Genomic DNA, 24766 nt, shown 5'->3' with positions numbered 1-24766 from the left:
CTGCAAACCAAAGCTATACTGCAAAGAAGAGTGGGTCAGCAGTTTGCATGAGTAAAGTGTGGCATGGATAAGCAAGAAAGGCTTACCGTTCACAGTTTTGCCACTGTATGTACACGAGCAATAAGCCAGTACGTGTTATTGCGCATGCTATCTTATACTATAAGGCGTGTGGAATCGTATGTAAGGTGCATCGAATAGTACAAGATGCATCGAATCGTATAAAGTGCATGGAAACAGTATAAAGCACGTGATGTGCTGTGAAGCGTGACTCGCTTTCTAATTTCGTCCTCTGGGGGCGCACATCGCGGATGTTCGCGATACAATAGCGATATATGAACAGTCTAAGGACAAGTAACCATGGTAGTAGATTCAGACGGGTATCAGGCACTGATCGAGCACTTTGCGTTCAATCTCACCGTCTTTGAGCAACCCGGTGAAGCCATTGGCGATGAAACCATTGCAGATATCGTGCACGATCTCGTCGCCTCTAACATCATGACCATTTGTGAGCAGAACCCTGGGCTCTCATCCGCGTTAAGGTTTACCATACTCCGTGAAGCCGATCGTGTGGTTGAAGATATGGAAGAAGTCTTAGCCGGGCGATGGGAGCAACCTGTCACGGCGGAGCAAGTGGGCTTTTTAGAAGAGTATGTGGCGCTAGTCAAAAATTTATTTGATGGCGCCATGGTTGAATTTCGTTAGTACTCAGCCACTAATAACCTAGATACTTTGATGTCAAAAATAGCGATGTCAAAAATAGAGCAGAATCACGCGATTCAGCGCCTTTATAAAGCACGCCTCTCGCGTGCTACCCGCCCTTATCTAGCCCGTGGTGCCGGGGTTGATCGTTGTCAGCAGTGCATGCTAGTTCGTCATTATTGTATCTGCGCCCACCGAACGGCTCACAAGACACACGCCGCTTTTATGCTGCTGATGTATGACGATGAGGTCTTGAAGCCAAGCAATACCGGCCGGCTGATTGCTGACTGTATCGCCGATACCTATGCGTTTATTTGGTCACGAACAGAGCCGGACCCTGAGATGTTAGCGATTCTGTCCCATCCCGATTATCAACCTTTTGTGGTTTTCCCGTCTCAATACACGACGCCTGAGCGTGTCGTGAGTGTCCCGACTGTGGGCGTGTCAGGTAAACGTCCGCTGTTGATTATTATCGATGGGACCTGGCGAGAAGCGAAAAAGATTTTCAGAAAGAGCCCTTGGCTTGATCGTTTTCCGGTTTTAAGTATTCAACCTCAGGCATTATCACGCTATCAAGTGCGTGATGCTCACGGCGAGAATCAGCTTGCAACAGCAGAAGTGGCTGCAGAGGCACTGATCGCAAATCAAGAGCAAATGGCAGCCGCATATTTGAATCAATGGTTTGATGTATTTAGCGAGCGCTATATGGCAGGTAAACGACAAAAGGCGTTGCCAGAGCGAGACGCGTTGTCCCTGCTGCTTCATCGTCAGGCTTAATGTGAAAGACACAAAAATGCCGATGGCTAACGTTTGGTTAAAAAACTACGAAACTTGGCCAGAATCACGGACTTGAGGCTATTTTTGGTGGATAATCTGGTTATATAACGACAAACAAACACGAAGGTGACTTAGCCATGTATTACGGCTTTGATGTGGGCGGCACAAAAATTGAGTTCGGCGCGTTTGACAAACAACTCAATCGTATTGCGACCGAACGTCATCCAACCCCCACGCAGGATTATGCGGCGTTGGTTGAAACCATCGTCCAATTGGTAGAAAAATACGATGTTAAATGGGGAGAGCAGGGAACCATTGGTATTGGTATTCCTGGCTCACAAGCAGAAGATGGAACGGTTTTAACCGTCAATGTGCCTGCAGCCAATGGACAATCGCTACGTGCAGATTTAGAAGCACGCCTTGGTAGAGAAGTCCGTATCAGTAATGATGCTAACTGTTTCGCGTTATCGGAAGCCTGGGATGAGCAAGCGCAGTCGGCGAAAACAGTCTTGGGTTTAATTCTTGGCACTGGCTTTGGTGGTGGTTTAGTCATTAACGGTAAGGTGATTAATGGTAAAAACCAGATGGCTGGCGAGGTTGGTCATATGCGGATGCCGATTGATGCTTGGTTGCGTCTTGGTGATCACCCACCGATGTTTGATTGTGGATGTGGCAACAAAGGATGCTTAGATAATTACCTATCAGGGCGCGGATTCGAACAATTGTATGGCCACTTTTATCAGCCTCTATCAGCGATTGAGATTATCGAAAACTACCGAGCGGGTGAATCCGATGCAGTGGCATTTGTAGCGTGCTTTTTTGATGTGTTGGCAATGTCTTTAGGCGGTATTTTAACTGCGTTCGATCCTGACATGGTTGTGCTTGGCGGCGGCTTATCTAATTTTGATGAGCTTTATGACGCCATTTCCGAGCGCTTACCTCAGCATTTACTGTCAGCGGCAAATGCGCCTGATATAGTCAAAGCACAGCATGGCGATGCGGGTGGAGTGCGTGGCGCGGCATTCTTGCATCTGACTTAATGGCTCAATGAAACTAACCTAATGCCTCAATGAAACCCTGCTAAGAAAAAGCCGACATCTTGATTGTCGGCTTTTTGACTCTTAGCCTTCGCGCGTCGCTACTTGTTCGACTTTTGACAGTGATTAATTGCGTCGTCTAATAGCTCGAGTGCCGTTTTATCGGTGGGTGGTAGGTCTGCATTTGATTGCGCGATAGGTGTGGTTCGCTCACCCCAGCGAATCAGTCCTGCGCCCCAGGTAAGCCCAGCGCCAAATGCCGCGGTGAGCAATTGACTGTGCGGCTTGACGACGCCTTGTTCTACCGCTTCGCACAAGGCGATAGGAATTGTTGCGGCAGACGTATTACCGTAATGCTGGATATTGATAAATGCTTTATCCAGTTCAATACCGGCATGCTCACACAAGGTTTCAATAATCCGTTTATTCGCCTGATGAGGAACAACAAGATCGATATCGTCGGCGTTAAGTTGATTGCGGGCAAGCACTTGATTTGCCGCAGAGCCCATACCTTTCACCGCGCGTTTAAAAATATCGCGACCGATAAAGTCAAACGAAAAATGCCCATTGTCGGGATCAAAACGATCCATAGCGGTGCCAAATGCCGGGATGGCTAATACGTCTCTTCCTGCTGAATCACATCCGAGTTGCGCATCCAACAAGCCTACTTCTTGATCGCTTTTGCTCACCACGACTGCCCCCGCTCCGTCACCGAATAACACGGCGGTATCGCGTTTGCTCCAATCCAAGTACCAAGTAAGGTGTTCTGCACCAATAATCAGTGCGTGCTGGTAATGGCCAGCTTGCAACATTTTGGTAGCCGTTTCTAATCCATAAAGGAATCCAGTACAGGCGGCATTCATATCGAAAGCGGCTGCACGTAGGGCGCCAATATTTCCTTGAACCTTTGAAGCGATGTTAGGAATTAAGGTATCTGGCGAGCATGTCGCGACAATCAATAAGTCTAACTGGCTCGCGTCGATACCTGCAGCCGCCAGGGCTCGATGGGCAGCAACGGTTGCTAAGTCCGAGGTTTCTACATGACTCACTCGACGCGCCTCGATGCCAGTGCGCGAGCGGATCCATTCATCATTGGTTTCTAAAATGGTGCTGAGGTCATCATTACTCAACACAGCAGGCGGGAGACATTTACCCCAGCCAGTAATTTCTGCAAATGCCATAGTCGTTTACGGGTTATTAAGCGTTGCGCTAGTGTAAACCTGAAACTCAATTGAAACAATTTTGATAGACGAGAAGACGCGAAAAACACTACCTGGCGCAAATGCCAGGTAGTGAGCGAGATTACCAGAATAAACGGGTAAAAATGGCAAGAACCACAATACAAACAAGGTTTAAGTACATACCAACCCGCATCATATCACGTTGTTCAATATGCCCAGATCCAAACACAATGGCGTTAGGAGGGGTGGCAACGGGAAGCATAAAGGCACAGGATGCTGCAATGGCAATTAACGCCGATAGTGCCACGGGGGACACGCCTAAGGCTTCTGCAATGGTCGCGAAGACGGGAACTAACAGTGCGGCGCTGGCGGTGTTACTGGCAAACTCTGTGAGGAATATAACAAACGCGACGACACCAAGCATGGTAAAGAACAACCCGGAGCCGGTCAGCGCGCTACTGAGGTGATTCGCCAAGAATACACTGGTGCCTGTTTCTTTGAGTACGTTGCTTAAGCAAATACCGCCACCGAACAATAATAGAACGCCCCAATCTGCGGTTTTTTCCACTTCCTTCCACTTTACCACTCGGGCAGCACCCAGTAATACGATCGCAGACAGCGCGACGATCGAGTCAAATTTACTGAGACCACCGAGCATGGCATTTAAGGGTTTACTGAAGATCCACGCCGACACCGTAAGCGCAAAGATAGCAATGGTTATTAAACGTGGCGTGGTCCACTCAAAACCGCGTTTGTCGGCATCAAAGCTGTAGTTAAGATTCGGTTTGGTTAAAAAATACAACACAACAACAGCCACTGGCAGTAGGATAAGCGTGACAGGCAGTCCGAGCTTCATCCAGTCTGCGAAACTCAACCCAGCTTCTGCAGCGGCGATGGCATTTGGTGGGCTACCGACAATGGTCGCGATGCCACCGATACTGGCACAGTAAGCAATCCCTAACAGAACGAAAACATAGGTGCCATGATCTTTTTGATTATTCACCTTATGTAAGATACCGAGTACCAAAGGAAGCATCATTGCTGTCGTGGCTGTATTACTGATCCACATCGATAGACCGGCGGTGACACCAAAGAGCATCATGACTGCCACTGACATTTTTCCTTGGGCGATGGTTAATACTTTATTGGCAATCGCTTGATCGAGCCCTTGAGCTTGCAATGCCGCCGCTAATGCAAACCCACCTAGAAACAGAAAGATAATAGGATTAGCAAAGTTTGACAACGCCGCCGGTGTTTCAAACACACCGAGACCCACTGCCATGATCGGCACCAATATCGCTGTCATGCTGACATGGATGGCTTCGGTGAGCCAAAGCACGGCGATAAAGACCAGTAAGCTGAGGCCAGTTGTTACGTCGGCGGCAAAAGGTAAGCTGTGATATAAAACGAAAAACAACGCAATATCAGCCAATAAAATCCAGGCTTTTCGATCGAGCTTCCAGGAGTGTAAATAAAGGGATTGCAGGTTCATAGGGCGTCCTTTTACAAACGTTATCAGGTATTGTACTCATTTATAATATTTGTGTGATTCGCTTGATAACGGGGATTTATAAGCAAAAACAAGGCATAACAGTTTACCAAGCGATGGCTAATATACGCTTTATTGGTCAGGGTGTTAATCGATTGCAGGCAGGTTTTTAAACAAATGATTAAAACAATGTAAAAATTGTGATTCGGGCAGCATCGATGGCAGAACGCTTGGTCATAACGTCAGAAGGGAGTTATCGGTTTGAGAGGCCATCTATCGGTGCTTTAGGTCCGGTAAATTTTGGTTTCACATTGAGAATAAAACTGTCTAGTACCGCTTTAGTGCGTGCCAGTATTTCTCTGGCGCGGATCTTGGTACCGGCCCAGCCTCTGGGGCTTGGTACCGCGTAACAGATGGCATCAATATCGTTTACATCCGCAAGAAACAGCGCACGTTCACAATGAAATTGCTGCGTGATGACGGTAAAACGAGCAAGACTAAAAACCGTCTTGGCGCGAACAACGGAATCGAGTGTCCGAAAGCCGGCATAGTCAAGATGGATCGCCTCTTCCGCGATGCCCCTCTCGCGTAAATCTCGTTTCATCGTCCAGGGTTCGTTATACGACCGATGAGCGTTGTCGCCGCTAAGAAGCAGGTGGTCAATCTTTCCTGCATGATAAAGCGCCTCAGCCGCTTCAATGCGATAGGTGTAATAAGGATTTGAGGTTTTGCCGATATATTTACTGGTGCCGAGTACGAGCCCCACTTGTCTTTTGGGCAAGACATCGACATCTTTATAGACACGCCCTTTGGCGTTAAGCGTGATTGCGATATCGCTAGCCGCCATGAGAATAACAGTAAGGGCTGTGAGTATAGCCGATGTGATTATCGCCTGACGAACGAGGCGCCGGAGAGCCATGGTGCGTTGTATCCCTTTTTTGACGGACAGCACTCGATAATAGCGGGTGCGGCAAGTAGATGGAATGGTAGCAAAAAAAGCGCCTGAGTAGGCGCTTTTTCTGTCAGTCTTTGGTTAAAATGAGGTGCGTTTGTAAGCGCGGTATTCAGGTGACCAAAAACTCTCCTCGATGCGCTTTTTCAGTGCCTCATCAGAGAGCTCGGCGGCGACGCCTTCAACAATCGCTTCTTTAGCCACCTCAAACGCAATGCGTTTTGATACTTGGGTAATATCCTCCAACGGTGGGAGCAGGGCGCCGATCCCTCGCTTCGCCAGAGGAGAGCATTCGGATAGTGCTCGCGATGAGGCCATTAGCATGCCATCGGTAACACGAGAAGCCCCGACGGCTAATACGCCAAGCCCGATGCCTGGAAAAATATAGCTGTTGTTACACTGTGCGATGGGGAAGGTTTTGCCATTATCTAAACGGACGGGCTCAAATGGACTTCCTGTGGCAACTAGCGCTTGACCATCGGTCCAACGCAAAATATCAAATGGCGTCGCCTCGACCCGGCTCGTGGGGTTAGATAAAGGAAAAATAATAGGGCGTGGACAGGTGGCATGCATTTGTTTAATGACATCTTCAGTGAATAACCCTGGTGCCCCCGATACGCCGACGAGCACGGTGGGTTTCGCGTTTCGAACCACGTCTAATAGTGAGATGTTGCTATCTTCTAGCTGCCACTCCGCTAGTGCCTCGCTTTTTTGTACCAGCTTTTGTTGGAAGTCGAGCAAGTTTGGCATTGCATCGACTAATAGACCCCAGCGATCGACCATATACACGCGTGAGCGAGCTTGTGCATCTGAAATGCCCTCCGCGACCATTTGTGCAATGATAGCTTCTGCAATACCACAACCGGCAGAGCCCGCGCCTAAAAAGGTGATCCGCTGTTCAGACAACTTGGTGCCAGCCGCTTTACACGCGGAAATTAATGAGCCCACGGTGACTGCTGCCGTCCCTTGGATATCATCATTAAAGCAGCACACCTTGTCTTTATAGCGTTCTAGGATTGGCATGGCATTTTTTTGCGCGAAATCTTCAAATTGGATCAATGCTTCAGGCCAGCGGCGCTGTACTGCTTGGATGAACTCTTCAATAAATGCATCGTACTCTTGGCCGCTAATCCGAGTGTGGCGCCATCCCATATACATGGGATCGGAGAGCCGTTGTGGGTTATTAGTTCCTACATCCAGAACAATGGGAAGCGTATAAGCCGGACTGATCCCACCGCACGCGGTATAGAGCGATAGCTTTCCGATAGGGATGCCCATGCCACCGATCCCTTGGTCGCCTAATCCCAGAATCCGTTCTCCATCGGTGACCACTATCACTTTGACATTGTGACGAGACGCATTGTTTAAAACATCATCAATACGATCGCGATTTGGATAAGAAATAAATAACCCGCGTCCGCGGCGATAAATATTGGAAAAGTTCTCACACGCCGCCCCAACCGTGGGGGTATAGATGATAGGCATCATTTCGGTGATGTGGTTCGATACCAGTCGGTAAAACAGCGTTTCGTTGGTATCTTGAATATTTCTAAGATAGATATGCTTATCGATATCGTTTTCGAAGCGTTGGTATTGCTGATAGGCGCGCTCGGTTTGTTCTTCAATGCTTTCTATCGCGTCTGGCAATAATCCTTCAAGGTTAAAGAACTTACGCTCTTCAACACTGAATGCGCTGCCTTTGTTTAATAGTGGCGTTTCTAGCAGAGCTGGCCCCGCGTAGGGGATATAAAGAGGACGTTTTTGATTATTCATGAATGATCAGACTCGATGGTTCTTTTCGTTGGGTCGATGACGAATGTTGGGCGTTATCATGTGCCTTCGTGGCGTTTTTATGTCCTTTGCCGAACGCTTTTTGTGCGTTAGGTAGCGATAGCCCCAGGCGATTTGCAATAAAGGGTAAAGTTTAGGCATGAATGGTGACCTAATTCAACTTTTTTACCTCAATGTGCGGTGTGGGTATTAGCAAAGTTGCGCAAGAGAAGAGCGAGGGGTCTACACTTTGCCTGTAGGCCACAACGCAGTGCGGTTTAAACTTGCTACTCGGTGACCGACAGCAATTGATTGAAAGCTAATAATAAAGATGTTGGCTGTACACATTTAATGGAAGGTAAAAAGAGGTAGTCCAATGAAGTCACTTATTGCCGCCAGCTTGCTGGTTTTTTCGACCACGACTCTCGCTGCTAATTTAAGCGATTTAGATTATATTACAGAGGTGTATCCCCCGTTCAATTATGAAGAGCGTGGTGAGTTAAAAGGGATTGCCGTTGATTTTCTAGAGGCTGCGACTAAGGCGGCGGGTGAGCCAATTAGCCGTGATCAAGTGAAATTGCAACCGTGGGCGCGTGGTTATGCGACCGCGTTGTCTGAACCCAATACGGTCCTTTTTTCAACCACACGCACCGCAGAGCGTGAAGATAAGTTTAAATGGGTTGGGCCCATTACCGATACCAAAGTGGTGGTTTGGGCGCCAAAAAGCAAAGAGATAACAATCAATAACGCGAGTGACTTTGCTGACTACAAAGTTGGCGTGGTACGAGATGATGTGGGTCAACACCTATTAGAAACGATGGGCGTTGGCAAGAAATCAATTCGTTTATCCCCGAAACCGGACTTGTTGGCAAAACAATTAGCCGCTGGGCGGATAGATATGTGGGCTTATGAAGAAAATGTGAGTGCGTATATCATGAGCCAGAGTAATATCGATACCAGCCAGTTTGAGGTGGTGCATGTGTTAAATGAATCACAGCTTTATTACAGTCTAAGTAACAATACACCAGACAGCTATGTTGAAAAACTGCAAGCAGGCGTTGACCAGGCGATCATGGATGGCACGCTCGATGAGATAAAAAATAACTACAAGTAGCGCGGGGCATCACAAAGAATAAAAACGGGCGCTTCAGGCGCCCGCTTTTAGATAGTTCGAGGCTTAAACCGTTAGTCGCGGAAGTTCTCAAACTGAAAAGGTTGCTCAAAATCACTGTCTTTGATCAATTGAATTACAGCCTGTAAATCGTCGCGTTTCTTACCGGTAACACGGACTTGCTCACCTTGAATTTGCGTCTGGACCTTCATCTTGGCATCTTTGATCGCTTTGGTGATCTTTTTCGCTACTGGCGTCTCAATGCCATTTTTGAACTTCACCTGTTGTGAAAAGCTCTTGCCGGAATGGACCATTTCCTGAATATCCATCGCGCGTGCATCAACGCCACGCTTGGCCAAGTTGCTGCGAAGCATATCCATCATTTGATTCACTTGAAAGTCAGCCTCAGCAATCACTTTTACCGCTTCTTTATCCAAGTCAAAATTGGCTTCCACACCACGAAAATCAAACCGTGTTGCCAGTTCACGATTGGCATTATCAACGGCATTTTTGAGTTCCACTTTGTCAATTTCAGACACAATATCAAATGAAGGCATAGTCTCATCCTAGTTAGGGGCATGCTCTGGACATGCCCATGTTCAATCAATGGTTATGTATTTTTTCGCGCCATGACAGCGTTGGCAAGTTGAGCCAAAACCTTTTCGGTATCTTCCCAGCCGAGACAAGGATCGGTAATCGACTGACCATAGGTGCGTGAATCGGCACTCCCCATTGCTTGATTACCTTCTTGTAAAAAACTCTCAGCCATAATGCCAGCGATCGCTTGCTCGCCACCATGGATTTGCGCGGCAATGTCTGCACACACCTCTAATTGACGACGGTGCTGCTTTTGGCAATTACCATGGCTAAAATCAACCACAAGCTTGGTAGGTAAGCCAAAACCTGCCAGCGTGTTCGCGGCTGCCTGTACATCATGCGCGTGATAATTCGGCTGGTGTCCGCCGCGCAAAATAACATGGCCGTCAGGGTTGCCGGCAGTGCGATAGATTGTCATGGCGCCATGTTTGTCCGGCGAGCAGAACAAATGCGATTCACGGCTCGCACGAATCGCGTCGACGGCAATAGTAATATTACCGTCGGTGCCATTTTTAAACCCAACAGGGCTTGAGAGCGCTGACGCCATCTCGCGATGAATTTGGGATTCGGTCGTTCGAGCGCCGATCGCGCCCCAGCTAATTAGGTCAGCAATATACTGACCGGTAATCATATCGAGAAACTCGGTCGCCGTCGGTAAACCCATTTTATTGATATCGAGCAGTAACTCACGCGCGGTGAATAGCCCCGCACGAATGTCGCCGCTACCGTCGAGGTGGGGATCGTTGATCAAGCCTTTCCAACCGACAACGGTGCGCGGCTTTTCAAAATAGGTGCGCATCACCACCAATAATTGATCTGTGTATTGATCGGCTAGGGTTTTGAGCTTTGCTGCGTAATCACGGGCCGCGGCTGGATCGTGAATCGAGCAAGGGCCGACGATCACGAGTAGTCTAGGGTCTCGGCCATTGAGAATATCGCTAATCGCACGTCGTGCGGTGGTTATGTGGTGAGCAACACTGTCAGTAACGGGGTGGGCAGCTTCCACCTCTGCAGGCGTAGGCATGGTATCGACCACACGGGTTCGAAGCTCGTCGGTTTTCAGTGGCATAGAGGACAGCCTTCCTCACATTTTTATCTGTTGCGAAGCCAGTAAGATAGCAAAAAAAGCGGCCTGTGAAAGCATCAATGTGATATCTGTTGGATTTTTTCTTCCAGAGCGGCAAGGTGTCACGCCTACCAACAGGTTACGCGTGACGATGATTGACGGATTGAATGAAGGTTATTATGTTACCCTGTCACTCAATCCCTTGATCAATCTGTGTGTTTAATACTCAGCACTAGGATGAACAACTCAAGGTGAGATCTTTGTCTTCTTCCGCGGGCCGTTGTGCGAGATGGGCCAATGCCGGATGTGCATCAAAGGGAGCGGCTAATACAGTGATAAGATCGTGCGTAGGTTGCATGTTACCTTGTTCTGCGGCATCAATGGCTTGCTGAGCCAGAGAGTTACGCAAAATAAATCCAGGGTTTGTTGCTCGCATACGGTTTAGTCGTTCAAGCGAATCAAGATGATGGATACGTTGATGGTAATCGCTTAGCCATTCACTCAAGCTGTCGGTATCGGCAATCATGTCTGAAAACTGACTGAGGCTTGGTGCGGTGAGTAGGGCGTCGTTTTCAATCTCGCTGAGCCGGCGAAAGAAAAGGGTATAATCGACACCTTCGCTCTCAAGCAATGAAAAGAGCGCATTAAATAAATGGCTATCACCCTGCTGTGCGTCCGATAAGCCCAATTTATCACGCATTGCTTTGCTGTATGCCACTTGCAAATGATGTTCATAGCCGCCAAGAATGTCGTTGATCACCGCGCTGTCGAGAAGTGGCGTGAATGCGTAACCCAATGCGGAGAGGTTCCAAAGTCCAATGGCGGGTTGTTGGTTGAAGGCGTAGCGTCCGGTGTGATCCGTATGATTGCAAATATTGCTGGGATTGAAATCATCTAAAAATGCGTAGGGGCCATAGTCAAAGGTTTGGCCCAGGATCGACATATTGTCGGTATTCATCACGCCATGGTTAAAACCAACGGCTTGCCATTGAGCGATCATTCCAGCGGTGCGCTCGACAATTTCTTGCAGCAATGCCGCATACGGTTGCTCGGCTTTGGCAAGTTCAGGGAAATGACGCGCAATTACATAGTCGGCCAGTGTACGCAGCGCGTCATGTTGTTGGCTAAAAAATAAATACTCAAAATGACCAAAACGGACATGGCTTTCTGTCACCCGCAATAACGTTGCTGCGGTTTCCATTCGCTCACGCATGACGGGCGTGTCGCTCGTGGCCATGGCGAGGGCGTGCGTGGTTGGGATGCCAAGTCCGCGCATTGCTGCACTGGCTAAGTATTCACGGAGCGTTGATCGTAACACGGCCCGACCATCACCATGGCGACTATAAGGTGTTTTACCGGCCCCTTTTAGATGCCAATCCCACAGTGTGCCGCTGTTATCACGCCACTCGCCCAGTAATACGCCACGCCCATCACCGAGCGCTGGATTGTATTGACCAAACTGGTGCCCCGTGTATTTCATGGCAAAAGGCGTGCGGCCGGCCAAGGGTTGCTCTGCCGATAATAACGCGCGAAAGGTATCGCTTTTGATGTCTGCATCGGTTAAGCCGAGTTTTTCCGCCAAGGTGGCGTCATAGGTTAAAATTCGCCCGTTATCTAGCGGCGTTGGTGTAACGGACTTACCGAATGCGCTGCCCAACTGGCTAAAACTAAACCGAATGTGTTCGCCATTAAATACTGCCATGTTTCCCCCTTATTTGCTTTAGCCAGCCTAACAGGGTTACGACGACTAACAAGAGACAGAAAGTAAGGGTATTTTTTCTGCGACGCGTCGGATCAACAACGCATCTTACGTGCAAATTGCGTATACTTGGGGGCATTATTTTTTATCGTGTTGAGACAATGATTAAACTAGGCCAATTTAATACGCTTACTGTGGTCAAACAGGTAGACTTTGGGGTGTTTCTGGATGGAGATGACTACGGCAATATTCTCCTCCCCAAGCGTTATGTACCGCAGAATACTCAGCTTGGCGACGACCTTGATGTGTTTATTTATTTCGATTCTGAAGATGACATCATAGCGACCACCGAAACGCCTTATGTGCAAGTGGGTGAGTTTGCATCCTTGCGTTGTGTTGGGGTGAACTCAGTGGGCGCGTTTGTTGACTGGGGGTTGAGTAAAGACTTGCTGGTGCCATTTAGTGAGCAACGCACGCGTATGGAAGAGGGCAAACCGTATGTTGTGCGCGTTTATACCGACAATGCATCAGGGCGCATTGTGGCGAGTCGTAAATTTAATAAGTTTATTAGCGACGCACAGCCCAAAATGCAACAGGGAGATAAAGTCACGGTACTGATCACGGATAACACCGATCTGGGCTATAAGTGTGTGGTCGACAATCAACACTGGGGACTGATTTATCGCGCTGAAGCGTTTGGTAAGTTGTTTATTGGCAAAAAACTCAGCGCCTACGTCAAACATGTACGCGACGATGGCAAAATGGATTTATCGCTACAAAAACCAGGTAAAGCCCGGGTCGATGAGTTAGGCGATAAAATCTTACGTACGCTGGAAAACAAAGACGGCTTCTTACCGCTGAATGATAAAAGTTCGCCTGATGCTATTTTTGCTTTGTTTCGTACGAGCAAGGCAACCTTTAAAAAGACACTGGGTGGCTTGTATAAGCAGCGACAAATCCGGATCGAACACGATGGCATTTACTTAACTAAGTTCGATTAACATGACAAAAAAATGCCCGGTACGTCCTGTTCCGGGCTTAGGGAAAAGGCTCATTGGAGCCCGATGCCAATTTAACTTTGTTTATTATAGTGTAGTTTGTCATTAGTGATTTTCCAGCGCATGAAGAAAATAATGCGGGCGTGGAAATGAAGATAAAAGGGTATCGCGACAGACGCGCGATACCCTGGGGATCATGGCTTGGGAATCCTTGTCCGCCACGCTTTCCATGCGGTTTTTCCTTCATCATGGAGTAAAAAATGCTGTTGATCCTGAGCGATAGGCTGAAGCGGCTTTTCCTCAGGGGTTGAGAAAGCAATCCCGCCTTTTAGCAAACTATCAATGGTTCCGCTTTTTAAATCGGCACCGGTTAATCCTATCGAGACATCCACGCCTGATTGATTCCAAAATACAGAGTTCTCGCGTACTAAATAGGCATAGTCGGGAGCAATGTGTAACTCGAATAAAACGCGATCAGCGAGTTCACCCAGTGTTATTTTAGCGACAGTGCCTACTTCTATTTCTCGATACAACACAGGCGTACCTCGGGTCACTGAATGGCGCGCATCGCTTTCTAATATCAAAGTGAGTCCTTGCGGATACTTTGGCGTCTCATGCAGGACAAACTGCTGGGAAAACTCACCTTGGCCGGGCTCGACGGAGATATAAGTTCCAAATAAAGAGTCTAAGTTTTCGGTCTTGGTCAGACTTAGTACAGGTTGCGTCAACCAAAAGTAACTCCCTTGACGCGCCAATGCGCGTTTATATTTCGGGTAGACCCTTGCCTGTATACGCACCTTCTCCTGGCTGAAATCTGGCGACATGTCGATCACTTCACCCACATCGACGCCTTGATAGCGAATCGCACTGCCTACTTTTACCCCATTGGCTTGGTCGACTGTCAGCATAATATCAACACCATATTGGGCTGCGTCTTGTTTGGAAGGGTAGAGCTTCCACTCTCCGTTGCGTTGATTACTGATCCCCGGCATGTCGCCAAACGCGATGCCACCATTGAGTAGCGAACGGACCGAGCCTGTATTAATTTCAACGCCACGTAAATTGGCTTTGATATCCAGTCCGGATTGGTTCCAAAACACTGTATTGCGATGAATTAAGTGCTTGTAGCGGTTATTGATAGCGATGGCGATGGTGACGCTCTGACCGTTTAATTGGTAACCCTCCACTTGACCGACAATAAAGTTACGATACATCACGGGGCTACCTTCACTGATACTGGGTAAGCGGTCAGCGACAAGCGTAAAGCGCGTTTGGCCTTGTGCGCTTTGGTTGGCATGTTTTGCTTGAATGGATGACGTGTAAAGCGGATAGGTATCGTTGGCGCCTTTCGCCCCCTCGCTGGTGAAGCTAAGCGCCGGATCGGCAATTTGTTCCATTGCAGGCACAACCACGTCGAGCCCTTTACCCGTTAGCTCACCAGTAATGCCGCCAAGGATGAAAAATTGCGATGCTTGTTTTACGAGGTGACGATATTGCGGGTCGATCACCACATCTATCGTAACATTGTCACTTTCATTGAAGCCGATATGGTCAATAAAGCCGACCTCTATGCCGCGGTGTAACACTTTTGTATGTTGAGAGAGCCCATAGGCATCGTCTGCGGTCAGGGTGACGGTTAAGGCATTGTCTTGTTGTTTACGTTGTTGATGGCGGTTGGCAGCGGTGAATAGATGGTCCGATGTAACGGAATCTGCGTCCGCAGAACCTGGCTCAATCGATAAATAATTGCCAAGTACGAGGTTACCGATGTTTTTCAAGCCATCAAAGCCAATTTGTGGTTGCTCGATTTTTATACGCGTGTCTTTGTTCAGTAGCCAGGTCATACTGGGATCGAGTTTGGCGGTGGCGATAGGACCAGGATAATTGTCTGTGATCTCAATACGCGTAATTTCACCCACTTCTAATCCTTGGTAGGTGATCCGTGTGCCTCGGCCCGGCAGACCGTGATCAGCGGGTAAAGAGATGTTTAATGTTTGCCCCCGCGCGGCATGCGCGAGACTCGAATACAATTGAAATGGCTGATTCGCATCCGAACGAGGGCTGTTATCGGGAGAGTCGAACGCAATGCCTCCCGCAATTAAACTTGCCACGCTATCTAATTCGAGTTCAACGCCAGAAGCATCGATTCGTGTTTTAAGCCCACTGACCGACCAGAAACGTGTCTGCTCTTTTAGTAAGTGTGCGAATTGGGGTTCAATCAACGCCGAGAGCGTCACGCCTTGCGCGTCACTGTCGAGCCGATAGCTATAAACCTCGCCGACTTGAATTTTACGGTAATAAAGGGGAGAGCCGACATTAAGAGAACCCAGGGTCGGTGCTCGCAGTTTCACCGTCGTCCCCGCCTTTTCGGCCATATCTGTCGGTGGCTCGTCGCGTGCGGTAAATGTCAGGCGAGGCTCACCTTTTCCTGGCTGCAAAGCAATGTAGTTACCGGATACTAAGGTTTCTAAGCCACTGATCCCAGTGATGGAGGCGCGAGGCTTGACCAGCCAAAATTCTGTCCCGGAAGTTAAAAGCTGTGTGGCTTCTGGATAGATATTGGCATCGACATAAATACCATCAAGATCGTCAGCCAAGGTAATATTGCGCACCTTGCCGACCTCCAGCCCTTGATAGCGGATAATGGTCCGCCCAGCCTCTAATCCTTGTGCATCACTAAAAAGAATCTGGATCCGTTGCCCGGCTTCATTGATTGACTGAAACACCAACCATGCGGCTAAACCTAGCGCCAGTATAGGGAGTATCCATAGTGGAGACAGGCCATAGGTGGTTTTAATTATCGGTGAGGGTAGGTCTTGTTTGTCGCTCATGATGATCCCATATCAAACGCGTATCAAGAAATTCGGTGGCGAGCATGGTTAATACCACGACAATGCCAAACGCGATGGCGCCCGGCCCGGGGGTAAAGTCCATAATGCGACCACGATCAATTAATGCCACCATAAATGCAATGACGAATAAGTCCATCATTGACCATTTTCCGATCCACTTAACCCCACGATATAGCCACATATGCTGACGAGGTGTAATGGCAGTGCGGCGCCGAAAACTGATTAGTATTAATCCTAGCCCCAAGATCTTGGCCACTGGAACGATGATGCTGGCGGTGAAAATGATCACGGCAATACCAGGCATGCCATTATTGATTAAGCTCGCCACCCCAGAGAAGATGGTGTCTTCAAGCCGAATACCGTTAGAAAATAAAATTGAGATCGGATACACGTTGGCTGGAAACAAAAAAATACTGGCTGTGATCAAACATGCCCATGTCTTTTGCTCACTGCGAATGACACGCCGATAAAGAGGCTGGTGGCAGCGCTGGCACGCGCCTTGGTCTGCGGTCTGTGTTAAGCCACAGTGACCACAACGAATGAGTGTGGACGTGTTATCCGATGGTGTCGCAGCTAAAGAAAATGTATCCCAGTATCTTTGTGTATTCACTCTGACCAGCAGCACAGAGAGCAAGATCTGGATAACCGCGTAACAGGCGAGGCCGATGGAGAAATGCAGGGAGGCATAGTCTTGAATTTTAAAACAAGCGATGGCCAAACTGACCATCAAAACATCCGCCATGACCCAATGACGACTATGGTCAACTACCTTGACCGCAAGACGAAAGCACCGAATCGCTTGACGTCGTCGTGCAAGGTGTAAAGTGAGTAAAGCGCTGGTAAAGATAAGTGGCCCTAGAGAGGCACAAATCACCACGAGCGCAGCCACAAAAGGAAAGTCGGACCAAAGGCGTACAGCACCAGTCAATACGGAGGCGTTGATCGTTGAGCCTAATAAATCTATCGATAGCAAAGGTTGGAGATGGGCTGGCAAGAAAAGGATAAGTATCGTCAAGGTTAACGCGATTTCACTATTAAATGATAAGCGTCGACCCTGTGCGAGTTTGGTCGCGCAGCGTGGGCAAATGGCAAGATGGTCATAACCCGTTTGACAGCCTTGTAGCACCCGATCACAACCCGGGCACCTTATCTGACTTGGATAAGATGCCGACAGGGTGTTGTCTGGTGGTTGCGTTCTCACGATTATTTCCCTGCTACCTGTTGGAGTTGTCCATATAAGGTTTGATAAACACCGGGTGCATTCACCAGTTCGGTGTGTGTCCCTTGTTGACTGACCTGACCTTCATCGAGCACATAAATCAGATCGGCTTCTTTAACCGCTGACAGCCGATGTGCAACAATCAGTGTCGTACGACCAGCTAAAAAGGTTTGCATTGCTTGATGCAGTGCGCGTTCAGTGGCGGTATCGAGTGCCGAAGTGGCTTCATCTAAAATCACCAGTTTAGGGTCGCCGAGCAGCATACGCGCAATTGCAACACGCTGGCGCTGACCGCCTGATAAGCGCACCCCTTGGCGTCCCAGTGGGGTCTCTAAGCCTTGAGTCAGCTGATTCACGACATCGCCCAGCTGTGCGCGCTCCAACGCTTGCCAGAGCGTCGCATCATCAAACTTACGCCCCAGACTTAAATTATTTCTTAAAGTATCATTAAACAGTATGGGCTGTTGCAATACCACGGCAATTTGATGACGAAGCGCATCCATATTGATGTCATGAATGGAATGGCCATTAAAGCGAATATCACCCTGTTCTACAGGGTAGAGCCCTAACAACAGCTGAATGAGGGTTGATTTACCGCCCCCACTTGCGCCGACGAGGGCCACGCGTTGTCCGGCTGGGATCTGCATGGTGAGACCATCGAGAACCGCTTTGTCATCATCATACGCAAAGTGAAGATTATCTATCTCAACATCGATTGCTTGCGGGTTCTCCCTCCCTGAAACGAGCTCGCCTGGATCGATCCCCTCTGGACGCCGAGTTTCTTCGGGTAATTGCAAGACCTCGTTAATCCGAGTCATCGCTGCTTTGGCGCTATACCACGCAAACTGGATCCCGAGTAGCTCTTGAACTGGCCCGAGCATAAACCATAGATAGCCAAACACGGCAAACATCAAGCCGATAGAAAGATCACTAAAAAAGACCATGCCCATCGCGACCGCGCGAAAGAGTTCAAAGCCGACTAAAAACATTAAGAACGAAAGACGACCCGCCGCCTCAGATTGCCACGCGTATTTATCGGCGCTCACTTTAATATCATTTGCACTGTCATCAAGTTGCTTTAAATAGGTCCGCTCTCGGTTAGCGGCGCGAAGTTGATATAATCCGTCTAGGGTATCGACCAGTCGCTGTTGGAACTGTTCAAAGGCTCGGTTTTCGCGCGTTTTAAGGTGTTTTACGCGTTGGCCGAGGGCACGACTCAGCGCCACCACAATGGGATTAATCAATAAGATAAACAAGCCTAATCGCCAGTCAATCCAAAGCAAAACCACCGCTGTCCCGGTGACAGTGAGGATCCCGATAATAAATTTACTCAGCGTGGTCCCGATAAACTTATCGATGGTTTCCACATCGGTGACAAGGTGAGAAGTCAGTCCGCCACTGCCACGAAGTTCGTACTCTCGCATGCTGATACGGCCGAGTTTTGCAATCAGGTGCTGACGGATTTTATAGGTGATGGCTTTACCCACCAGCGTAAATTGGCGACCTTGTAAGATGTTCAACCCTTGGCTGATGGTGCGCATCAATACCACGATCACTAAGACGGCAGCGATATAGTACGCAGCCTGTTGCCAGCTTTGTGGCAGTATTGTGTTAAGTACCGACAGCCCCCAATCGGGTTTGTCGAGTAGCACCTCGTCGACCAACAATGGCATCAATAGCGGAATTGGCACACTGATGAGCGTGGCAGCAATGGCGACCACGTTTGCCCAGATTAGCCGCGTTCGATGAGGTCGTGCTTGGTCAAGAAGCCAGCGCCAAGTGATCATAAATCAAGATACTCAATTGAAATGTCTTTAGATTCTTTCTATTGTAATGGTCTTGTTGATTGAGATGCAGTGATTTATGGAAAACAAAGCGGATTTTTATCGTTTGTTAACGCAACAAGCGGTGGCTTTATGTGAAGGTGAGCCTAACCTTATCGCTAAGCTTGCTAATGTGAGCGCCTTGCTAAATAGCCAACTTGACGATATCAACTGGGTGGGATTTTATCTTGATGACGGTGACGAGTTAGTGCTTGGACCATTTCAAGGCCAACCCGCGTGTGTTCGTATTCCTTTTGATAAAGGTGTATGCGGTGCGGCTTATCGACAAGATATTGTCATGCGAGTTGAAGATGTCCATGCTTTTGAAGGACATATCGCCTGTGATGCCGCCAGTAACGCTGAAATTGTTCTGCCAGTGCACGTCAACGGACAACGGCATGCGGTACTCGATATTGATAGTCCAAGTATCGGTCGATTTGACCAAGAAGATGAGCATGGGCTGGCTACCTTGGTCAAAGAAATGCAAAAACACTTATGATTTCGCCAATCTTGGTAGTTTTTTAATATCAGGTATCTATAATACGCACCACTTTCATACTTAAATACACGTAGATACGCTGCTGCAGTTTGCTGCAGCAGGCCAGGAAAAAACATGGAAAATACTGAAAAGCTCGCGAACAGCAAAGAAGTCATTGCCTATATTGCTGAACGTTTCCCTAAATGTTTTACTGTTGAAGGCGAAGCCAAGCCATTAAAAATTGGTATTTTTCAAGATCTTGCGACTCGTCTTGACGGCGATCCCAAGGTAAGCAAAACCCAATTGCGCGCCGCGCTTCGTCAGTACACGTCTTCCTGGCGTTATCTGCACAGCGTGAAACCCGGTGCGTCACGCGTCGATTTAGATGGCAATGCGTGCGGCGAGTTAGAGCAAGAGCATATTGATCATGCGGCTCAGGCTCTAGCAGAAAGCAAAGCACGGGCCGCTGAGCGTCGTAAGCAACAACAGGCGAAAAAAGCGGAGTCTCAGGCGAAAAACGGTGAAAAAGCGCCAGCCAAAGGCAAAAAAGCGGCAGCGCAATCGGCAAAAGGCCGTACAAGTAAACCAAAGCCCGCTAAAATGACTAAGAAAGAGAGTGAGCCACGTCGCGAACTCAGCGCCAACGACGTTGTCGTAGGCAAAGACGTAAATGTGAACATGGGCAATGGTAATTTACCTGCGACCATTGTTGAAATTAATAAGGATGAGGTGCGGGTTCGCCTAACTAACGGATTAACCATGTTAGTAAAAGCGGAGCACCTCAGCGCCTAAAGGAGACTCCTCGACGCATGTTTTGTCGACGCCGCGTTTCGGCGATTGCTGCCAGCCTCATGCTGGCAGCATCTGCCCAGGCCGTAGAGGCCGATTTTCAACTCAGTGAGTTACCTTCACTCTCTGCAGAACCTCAACACGAAACCGCTTCTAAGCGGGTAACATCTCGTTTTACCCGATCGCACTACAAGCAGTTTACGCTCGATGACGCGTTCTCAGCGGCTATTTTTAAACGCTACCTTGAAACGCTCGACTACAACCGTGTCTTTTTGACTCAGGATGATGTCGACACGCTATCGCGTTGGGAAGATCGTTTAGATGACCAATTAAAGGCGGGTGAAACAGAAGCCGCGTATGCGATTTATAACCGGGTTCTCAAAAAGCGCTTTGAACGCTATCAGTACGCTTTAAAAGTACTCGATAAACCGTTTGATTTTTCCACAGATGAGAGCATGGTACTGGATCGTACTGAGCGACCATGGGCGGCAAATCAAGCGGAGCTTGATGCGATTTGGGACAAGCGAGTCAAAAATGACGCATTGAACTTACGCCTCACGGGGAAAGAGGATGATGCGATCCGCGACACCCTAGGGAAACGGTATAACAGTGCGTTAAAACGCCTCACACAAAGCCATAGTGAAGATGTGTTTCAAGTCTACATGAACGCCTTCGCCCGTGAGGTTGATCCGCATACGAGCTACTTATCTCCCCGTAATGCCGAACAATTTCAATCGGAAATGAACCTGTCTCTTGAAGGGATTGGTGCCGTTTTACAGGTCAAAAACGAATATACCGTCATTCGTTCTCTGGTTGCTGGTGGCCCTGCGTCCAAGTCAAAACAGTTGTCACCAGGTGACCGCATTATTGGTGTTGGCCAGGAAGACGAATCGGTTGTCGACGTTATTGGCTGGCGTCTGGATGACGTGGTGGAACTGATCAAAGGCCCGAAAGGGAGCGAGGTTCAACTCAAAATTCTTCCTGAAGGCGCTAATGCTAAAAGTTACAACGTCACGTTAACCCGCGATAAAATTCGTCTTGAAGATCGTGCGGTGAAGTCGGAAGTGATCGCGCGCGGCGAAGATAAAATTGGTGTACTCACGGTACCGGGGTTTTATGTCGGCTTAGCCGATGATACCAAAAAAGAATTGGCAAACTTACAAGAGAAAGATGTCAGTGGCATCGTTGTCGATTTACGTAATAACGGTGGCGGGGCGCTGAGTGAAGCAACGGCGCTCAGTGGTTTGTTCATCGACAAAGGCCCGATTGTGCAAGTAAGAGACAGCTACGGTCGAGTGAAAGTCAACGCCGACAGTGATGGCAAAAGCTATTACGATGGTCCAATGACCGTGCTGATAAATCGCTATAGTGCCTCTGCGTCGGAAATTTTTGCCGCTGCCATGCAGGATTATGATCGAGCGGTAGTGATTGGCGAACAATCGTTTGGTAAAGGAACAGTGCAACAGCATCGTTCGCTCAACCATATTTACGATTTGTTCGATAACCCACTGGGTTACGTGCAATATACAATCCAAAAGTTTTATCGCATCAGTGGCGGCAGTACCCAAAATAAAGGTGTCGTACCTGACATTGCGTTTCCATCGCCTGTATCGCCTGATGAAACCGGTGAAAGTATGGAAGACAATGCATTGCCTTGGGATCGTATTGAAAAAGCGGATTATCAGGCACAGTCTTTGCCTGAATCAGTGATTGATACCCTCGCGCAACGTCATCAAGCAAGGATTGCTGACGATCGAGAGTTCGGTTTTATTCGTCAAGATATCGCGCGCTATCAAAAAGAGAAGGACGACAATACCTTGTCTTTAAATGAGAAAGTACGACGTCAAGAGATGGATGACGAAGATGCAGACCGCTTAGCGCGTTTAAATGCACGTCAAGAAGCCATGGGTGAGCCTCGCTTCAAGTCACTCGATGATGTACCTAAAGAGTATGAAGAGCCCGATGCCTACCTAGACGAAGCCGCCAGTATTACGCGAGATCTGGTTAATCTCACGACATCGCTTAACAAGTCATCTCTTAACGAGTCATCTCTTAACGAGTAGTGCGCCCGAAAAAGACACGACTGTGATCACTACAAGCCTGGGTCATCCGACCTGGGCTTTTTTTCACTCAAAATGAGAACTAGGTCTAATCTTAGTAATAAGGCATCACCATCAGTAGGGGGAAGGTATGCGTTATTTCTACGGGATCACACTTGCCATGTTTATGGCATGGCCAGTGCATAGCGAGGATTTAGGGCGCTTTGACGTTCCTTTGCTGCTGGGGCAATGGTACTGGTTTAGTGAAGCAAGCGAAACATCAACCCCTCATCCTTATAAAGCAATTAATATCTCCTTTAACTCCCACTATGAATTTCGTATCGATATGTTACGTCGTAACGGAAAGCTGGAAACAGCGGCCGGCCAATATAGCGTTACTCAGCAAACACTGAGGCTTTATGATGAGAATGGCACGGATCAGGTACATGCTTATCAACTGAATCATCACCAGTTGCAATTACAGGGGGCTATCTTTACGAAGTTGCTTCCAGACAACCTGAGTGGTTTGTGGCGTTCAAACAGTATTGAAGGTGATGATGTTAGCGAAGACGTAGACGGTGTGTCGCTAAAGTTGCGTCCAGACTTTTTGTTTGCGATGCAAGTAAGAGGCGATAGTGGCCGTTCAGTGACCCATCGAGGCGTCTATTTGGTCGAGGGGGATCACTTAATGTTGATTTACAAAGAAGGGCGTCACTCGTCGCAATACCAACTGGCCGCTGATACTTTGCGATTAACCAATGATGTATTTGGTATGGAAGCGGTATTACAACGGCAACGCCAAGAATAGCAGTGTCAAGAATCGTTTAGCCCGTAAAAGTTGGTTATCGTCATGGCATTTTACGGGCCCAATCCGTGATTCACGGCGACAAATTAAATGCGGCCTTTAGCGCCGATAAATGCGCCTCGTCCTTACAAATCGCCTTGTTCGGTTCATCCGATATTTTGGCTACGGGTTTGCCTTGGCAGCTGGTCAGCTTGATCACCACATTTAGTGTTTTCACATTGGGTAGATCACAAGTCAGTTGTGTGCCAATCCCAAACGACGTACTCGCCTTACCCGCAAAGTGTTGATAAATATGAATGGCTTTAGCCAGTGTCAAGCTATCTGAAAAAACGAGTGTTTTATCTTTGGGATCGATATGGTGGTGGCGATAGTGCGCAATGGCTTTTTCGCCCCAGATGATGGGATCGCCGCTGTCGTGACGTAAGCCACTGAATGCCTGAGATAGAGACGCATCAAGATCGCGCAAAAAGGCATCCATATTGATACAGTCGGTAAGGGCGATCCCAAGACTATTCGGATACTCGCGTAGCCATACATTAAGCGCGAGCTGTTGAGAATCTGCTAGATCGCCCGCCAGTTGTTGGTGGGCTTGAAACCACTCATGCGCTTGTGTGCCAACCGGAGGAAGCCCTAGCTGCTTTGCTAACCAGCAATTCGAGGTCCCCTTTAGCGGTGGATAAACGGCGTGTAAACGCGTGACGATAGCCTGATGGACATCGCGCGAAAAACGACGGCGTGTACCAAAATCAACCAGATGAAAGTCATCCGAGTAGCCATCGGCCGGTAAGTGTGCCAGTTTGTCGTCAAGGCGCGCTAAGGCATCCGCGACTCCCAATTCTGGATAGCAAGCGCGATTGCGTAGCTCACAGATAATCGCAAGCAGTGGCACTTCCCACAGAATAACGTCACACCATGGCCCATCGATATGCACAGCAAGTTGCCCCTCTTCAATGGACACCGTCACCTGTTGAGGGTTGAGCTGGAAGTGCGAGAGGTAGGCGAGAAAATCAGCCTGATACAAATCTAACGAGGAGAGATAATCAATCTCGTCCGCTTGGAAACGGAGTGTCCCCATGTGGTGAATATGGTCGATAAGCTGTTCGCGCAGATAGGCAAGGTTTTCATCACTGCGGCAATAAAAGTCCGCACTGACATGAACGTCAGGGTAATGATGAAAGACAGCCTGCTGCATATTCAGTTTATAAGCATCAGTATCCAAAAGCGATGTGATGATCGGATTGTGCATGCGTGAGGAACGCCTTACGGGTTACAAAACGAAATTGGCTTCATAGTACCGTAATTTTCAAAAAATTTAACCGTCGTCACATTATATTTCCGCATGGATTGGCAGGCTTCGTTGACATTTTGTTGCGCTTTTAACCACT

Annotated in this window: 20 protein-coding genes; 9 read left to right on the top strand and 11 right to left on the bottom strand. The window is 48.4% G+C overall.

Annotated features, from left to right (window positions below):
• Positions 1 to 357 precede the first annotated feature (357 nt).
• From HLG76_RS00860 to nagK, 3 genes are all read left to right on the top strand, one after another.
• A complete protein-coding gene (locus HLG76_RS00860) occupies positions 358 to 702 on the top strand; it encodes a DUF3802 family protein (RefSeq protein ID WP_021023245.1) in 345 nt (114 codons plus the stop codon).
• A 30-nt stretch (positions 703 to 732) separates the two neighbouring features.
• The gene (locus HLG76_RS00855; RefSeq protein WP_254877575.1) at positions 733 to 1476 is read left to right on the top strand and encodes a tRNA-uridine aminocarboxypropyltransferase; all 744 of its coding nucleotides are present in this window, start codon (positions 733 to 735) and stop codon (positions 1474 to 1476) included.
• Positions 1477 to 1613: 137 nt separating this feature from the next.
• The gene (gene nagK / locus HLG76_RS00850; protein WP_175992899.1) at positions 1614 to 2516 is read left to right on the top strand and encodes an N-acetylglucosamine kinase; all 903 of its coding nucleotides are present in this window, start codon (positions 1614 to 1616) and stop codon (positions 2514 to 2516) included.
• A 98-nt stretch (positions 2517 to 2614) separates the two neighbouring features.
• Here nagK and HLG76_RS00845 read toward each other — a convergent pair whose 3' ends face one another.
• The 4 genes from HLG76_RS00845 to HLG76_RS00830 form a co-directional block, all read right to left on the bottom strand.
• Positions 2615 to 3694: a ketoacyl-ACP synthase III gene (locus HLG76_RS00845; protein WP_077669071.1), complete on the bottom strand. Its 1080-nt coding sequence runs from the start codon at positions 3692 to 3694 to the stop codon at positions 2615 to 2617.
• Between the two features lie 121 nt (positions 3695 to 3815).
• Positions 3816 to 5186 carry a DASS family sodium-coupled anion symporter gene (locus HLG76_RS00840; RefSeq protein WP_021023242.1) on the bottom strand — a complete coding sequence of 457 codons (1371 nt, stop codon included), beginning with the start codon at positions 5184 to 5186 and terminating at the stop codon, positions 3816 to 3818.
• Between the two features lie 250 nt (positions 5187 to 5436).
• Positions 5437 to 6030: an ElyC/SanA/YdcF family protein gene (locus HLG76_RS00835; protein WP_338012826.1), complete on the bottom strand. Its 594-nt coding sequence runs from the start codon at positions 6028 to 6030 to the stop codon at positions 5437 to 5439.
• A 186-nt stretch (positions 6031 to 6216) separates the two neighbouring features.
• A complete protein-coding gene (locus tag HLG76_RS00830) occupies positions 6217 to 7908 on the bottom strand; it encodes an NAD-dependent malic enzyme (RefSeq protein ID WP_021023240.1) in 1692 nt (563 codons plus the stop codon).
• 373 nt (positions 7909 to 8281) lie between these two features.
• On the opposite strand from HLG76_RS00830, the gene HLG76_RS00825 reads away from it, so the two are divergent.
• Positions 8282 to 9019, top strand: coding sequence for an ABC transporter substrate-binding protein (locus HLG76_RS00825; RefSeq protein ID WP_021023239.1), 738 nt, complete (start codon positions 8282 to 8284; stop codon positions 9017 to 9019).
• Between the two features lie 71 nt (positions 9020 to 9090).
• Here HLG76_RS00825 and HLG76_RS00820 read toward each other — a convergent pair whose 3' ends face one another.
• The 3 genes from HLG76_RS00820 to HLG76_RS00810 all read right to left on the bottom strand — a co-directional run bounded on the left by HLG76_RS00820 (position 9091) and on the right by HLG76_RS00810 (position 12381).
• Entirely contained in the window at positions 9091 to 9573 is a 483-nt protein-coding gene (locus HLG76_RS00820) for a YajQ family cyclic di-GMP-binding protein (RefSeq protein ID WP_021023238.1), read from the bottom strand.
• Positions 9574 to 9626: 53 nt separating this feature from the next.
• On the bottom strand, positions 9627 to 10682 hold the full coding sequence (locus tag HLG76_RS00815) for a 3-deoxy-7-phosphoheptulonate synthase (protein WP_021023237.1): 1056 nt from the start codon (positions 10680 to 10682) through the stop codon (positions 9627 to 9629).
• A 229-nt stretch (positions 10683 to 10911) separates the two neighbouring features.
• Positions 10912 to 12381, bottom strand: a complete 1470-nt coding sequence (locus HLG76_RS00810; RefSeq protein ID WP_077460568.1) for a YdiU family protein — start codon at positions 12379 to 12381, stop codon at positions 10912 to 10914.
• A 158-nt stretch (positions 12382 to 12539) separates the two neighbouring features.
• On the opposite strand from HLG76_RS00810, the gene HLG76_RS00805 reads away from it, so the two are divergent.
• The gene (locus tag HLG76_RS00805) at positions 12540 to 13379 is read left to right on the top strand and encodes a S1 RNA-binding domain-containing protein (protein ID WP_077669076.1); all 840 of its coding nucleotides are present in this window, start codon (positions 12540 to 12542) and stop codon (positions 13377 to 13379) included.
• Positions 13380 to 13570: 191 nt separating this feature from the next.
• On the opposite strand, the gene HLG76_RS00800 is transcribed toward HLG76_RS00805, so the two are convergent.
• From HLG76_RS00800 to HLG76_RS00790, 3 genes are read right to left on the bottom strand one after another with little or no spacing between them, the layout of a single operon-like run.
• Positions 13571 to 16207 (bottom strand): PqiB family protein, encoded by a 2637-nt coding sequence (locus HLG76_RS00800; protein ID WP_175992898.1) that lies wholly within the window; start codon positions 16205 to 16207, stop codon positions 13571 to 13573.
• Positions 16170 to 17429: a paraquat-inducible protein A gene (locus HLG76_RS00795; protein WP_158075496.1), complete on the bottom strand. Its 1260-nt coding sequence runs from the start codon at positions 17427 to 17429 to the stop codon at positions 16170 to 16172. The genes HLG76_RS00800 and HLG76_RS00795 overlap by 38 nt, the downstream gene beginning before the upstream one ends.
• Positions 17430 to 17431: 2 nt before the next feature.
• Positions 17432 to 19234 carry an ABC transporter ATP-binding protein gene (locus HLG76_RS00790; protein WP_077669078.1) on the bottom strand — a complete coding sequence of 601 codons (1803 nt, stop codon included), beginning with the start codon at positions 19232 to 19234 and terminating at the stop codon, positions 17432 to 17434.
• Between the two features lie 76 nt (positions 19235 to 19310).
• Here HLG76_RS00790 and HLG76_RS00785 point away from each other — a divergent pair, with 76 nt between their 5' ends.
• The 4 genes from HLG76_RS00785 to HLG76_RS00770 all read left to right on the top strand — a co-directional run bounded on the left by HLG76_RS00785 (position 19311) and on the right by HLG76_RS00770 (position 23384).
• A complete protein-coding gene (locus HLG76_RS00785) occupies positions 19311 to 19769 on the top strand; it encodes a GAF domain-containing protein (protein WP_077575989.1) in 459 nt (152 codons plus the stop codon).
• A 114-nt stretch (positions 19770 to 19883) separates the two neighbouring features.
• A complete protein-coding gene (proQ, locus tag HLG76_RS00780) occupies positions 19884 to 20540 on the top strand; it encodes an RNA chaperone ProQ (protein ID WP_021023230.1) in 657 nt (218 codons plus the stop codon).
• A 17-nt stretch (positions 20541 to 20557) separates the two neighbouring features.
• Positions 20558 to 22600, top strand: a complete 2043-nt coding sequence (prc, locus tag HLG76_RS00775) for a carboxy terminal-processing peptidase (protein ID WP_175992897.1) — start codon at positions 20558 to 20560, stop codon at positions 22598 to 22600.
• 127 nt (positions 22601 to 22727) lie between these two features.
• Complete coding sequence (locus HLG76_RS00770; RefSeq protein ID WP_077460561.1) at positions 22728 to 23384, top strand: hypothetical protein; 657 nt, start codon at positions 22728 to 22730, stop codon at positions 23382 to 23384.
• Between the two features lie 70 nt (positions 23385 to 23454).
• On the opposite strand, the gene pncB is transcribed toward HLG76_RS00770, so the two are convergent.
• A complete protein-coding gene (gene pncB, locus HLG76_RS00765; RefSeq protein WP_077669081.1) occupies positions 23455 to 24627 on the bottom strand; it encodes a nicotinate phosphoribosyltransferase in 1173 nt (390 codons plus the stop codon).
• Between the last annotated feature and the right edge of the window lie 139 nt (positions 24628 to 24766).

The sequence above is a fragment of the Salinivibrio sp. EAGSL genome, from assembly GCF_013366455.1.
Classification (GTDB): domain Bacteria; phylum Pseudomonadota; class Gammaproteobacteria; order Enterobacterales; family Vibrionaceae; genus Salinivibrio; species Salinivibrio costicola.
The sequence above is the reverse complement of the archived record's forward strand: the minus strand, read 5'-3'. Positions and strand labels throughout refer to the sequence as shown.

Coding starts and splice junctions, on each gene's coding strand:
- HLG76_RS00845 (WP_077669071.1), bottom strand. CDS start 3,694: ATGGCATTTGCAGAAATTACTGGCTGGGGTAAATGTCTCCCGCCTGCT.
- prc (WP_175992897.1), top strand. CDS start 20,558: ATGTTTTGTCGACGCCGCGTTTCGGCGATTGCTGCCAGCCTCATGCTG.
- nagK (WP_175992899.1), top strand. CDS start 1,614: ATGTATTACGGCTTTGATGTGGGCGGCACAAAAATTGAGTTCGGCGCG.
- HLG76_RS00770 (WP_077460561.1), top strand. CDS start 22,728: ATGCGTTATTTCTACGGGATCACACTTGCCATGTTTATGGCATGGCCA.
- proQ (WP_021023230.1), top strand. CDS start 19,884: ATGGAAAATACTGAAAAGCTCGCGAACAGCAAAGAAGTCATTGCCTAT.
- HLG76_RS00805 (WP_077669076.1), top strand. CDS start 12,540: ATGATTAAACTAGGCCAATTTAATACGCTTACTGTGGTCAAACAGGTA.
- pncB (WP_077669081.1), bottom strand. CDS start 24,627: ATGCACAATCCGATCATCACATCGCTTTTGGATACTGATGCTTATAAA.
- HLG76_RS00790 (WP_077669078.1), bottom strand. CDS start 19,234: ATGATCACTTGGCGCTGGCTTCTTGACCAAGCACGACCTCATCGAACG.
- HLG76_RS00830 (WP_021023240.1), bottom strand. CDS start 7,908: ATGAATAATCAAAAACGTCCTCTTTATATCCCCTACGCGGGGCCAGCT.
- HLG76_RS00820 (WP_021023238.1), bottom strand. CDS start 9,573: ATGCCTTCATTTGATATTGTGTCTGAAATTGACAAAGTGGAACTCAAA.
- HLG76_RS00860 (WP_021023245.1), top strand. CDS start 358: ATGGTAGTAGATTCAGACGGGTATCAGGCACTGATCGAGCACTTTGCG.
- HLG76_RS00800 (WP_175992898.1), bottom strand. CDS start 16,207: ATGAGCGACAAACAAGACCTACCCTCACCGATAATTAAAACCACCTAT.
- HLG76_RS00825 (WP_021023239.1), top strand. CDS start 8,282: ATGAAGTCACTTATTGCCGCCAGCTTGCTGGTTTTTTCGACCACGACT.
- HLG76_RS00785 (WP_077575989.1), top strand. CDS start 19,311: ATGGAAAACAAAGCGGATTTTTATCGTTTGTTAACGCAACAAGCGGTG.
- HLG76_RS00840 (WP_021023242.1), bottom strand. CDS start 5,186: ATGAACCTGCAATCCCTTTATTTACACTCCTGGAAGCTCGATCGAAAA.
- HLG76_RS00835 (WP_338012826.1), bottom strand. CDS start 6,030: ATGGCGGCTAGCGATATCGCAATCACGCTTAACGCCAAAGGGCGTGTC.
- HLG76_RS00815 (WP_021023237.1), bottom strand. CDS start 10,682: ATGCCACTGAAAACCGACGAGCTTCGAACCCGTGTGGTCGATACCATG.
- HLG76_RS00810 (WP_077460568.1), bottom strand. CDS start 12,381: ATGGCAGTATTTAATGGCGAACACATTCGGTTTAGTTTTAGCCAGTTG.
- HLG76_RS00855 (WP_254877575.1), top strand. CDS start 733: ATGTCAAAAATAGCGATGTCAAAAATAGAGCAGAATCACGCGATTCAG.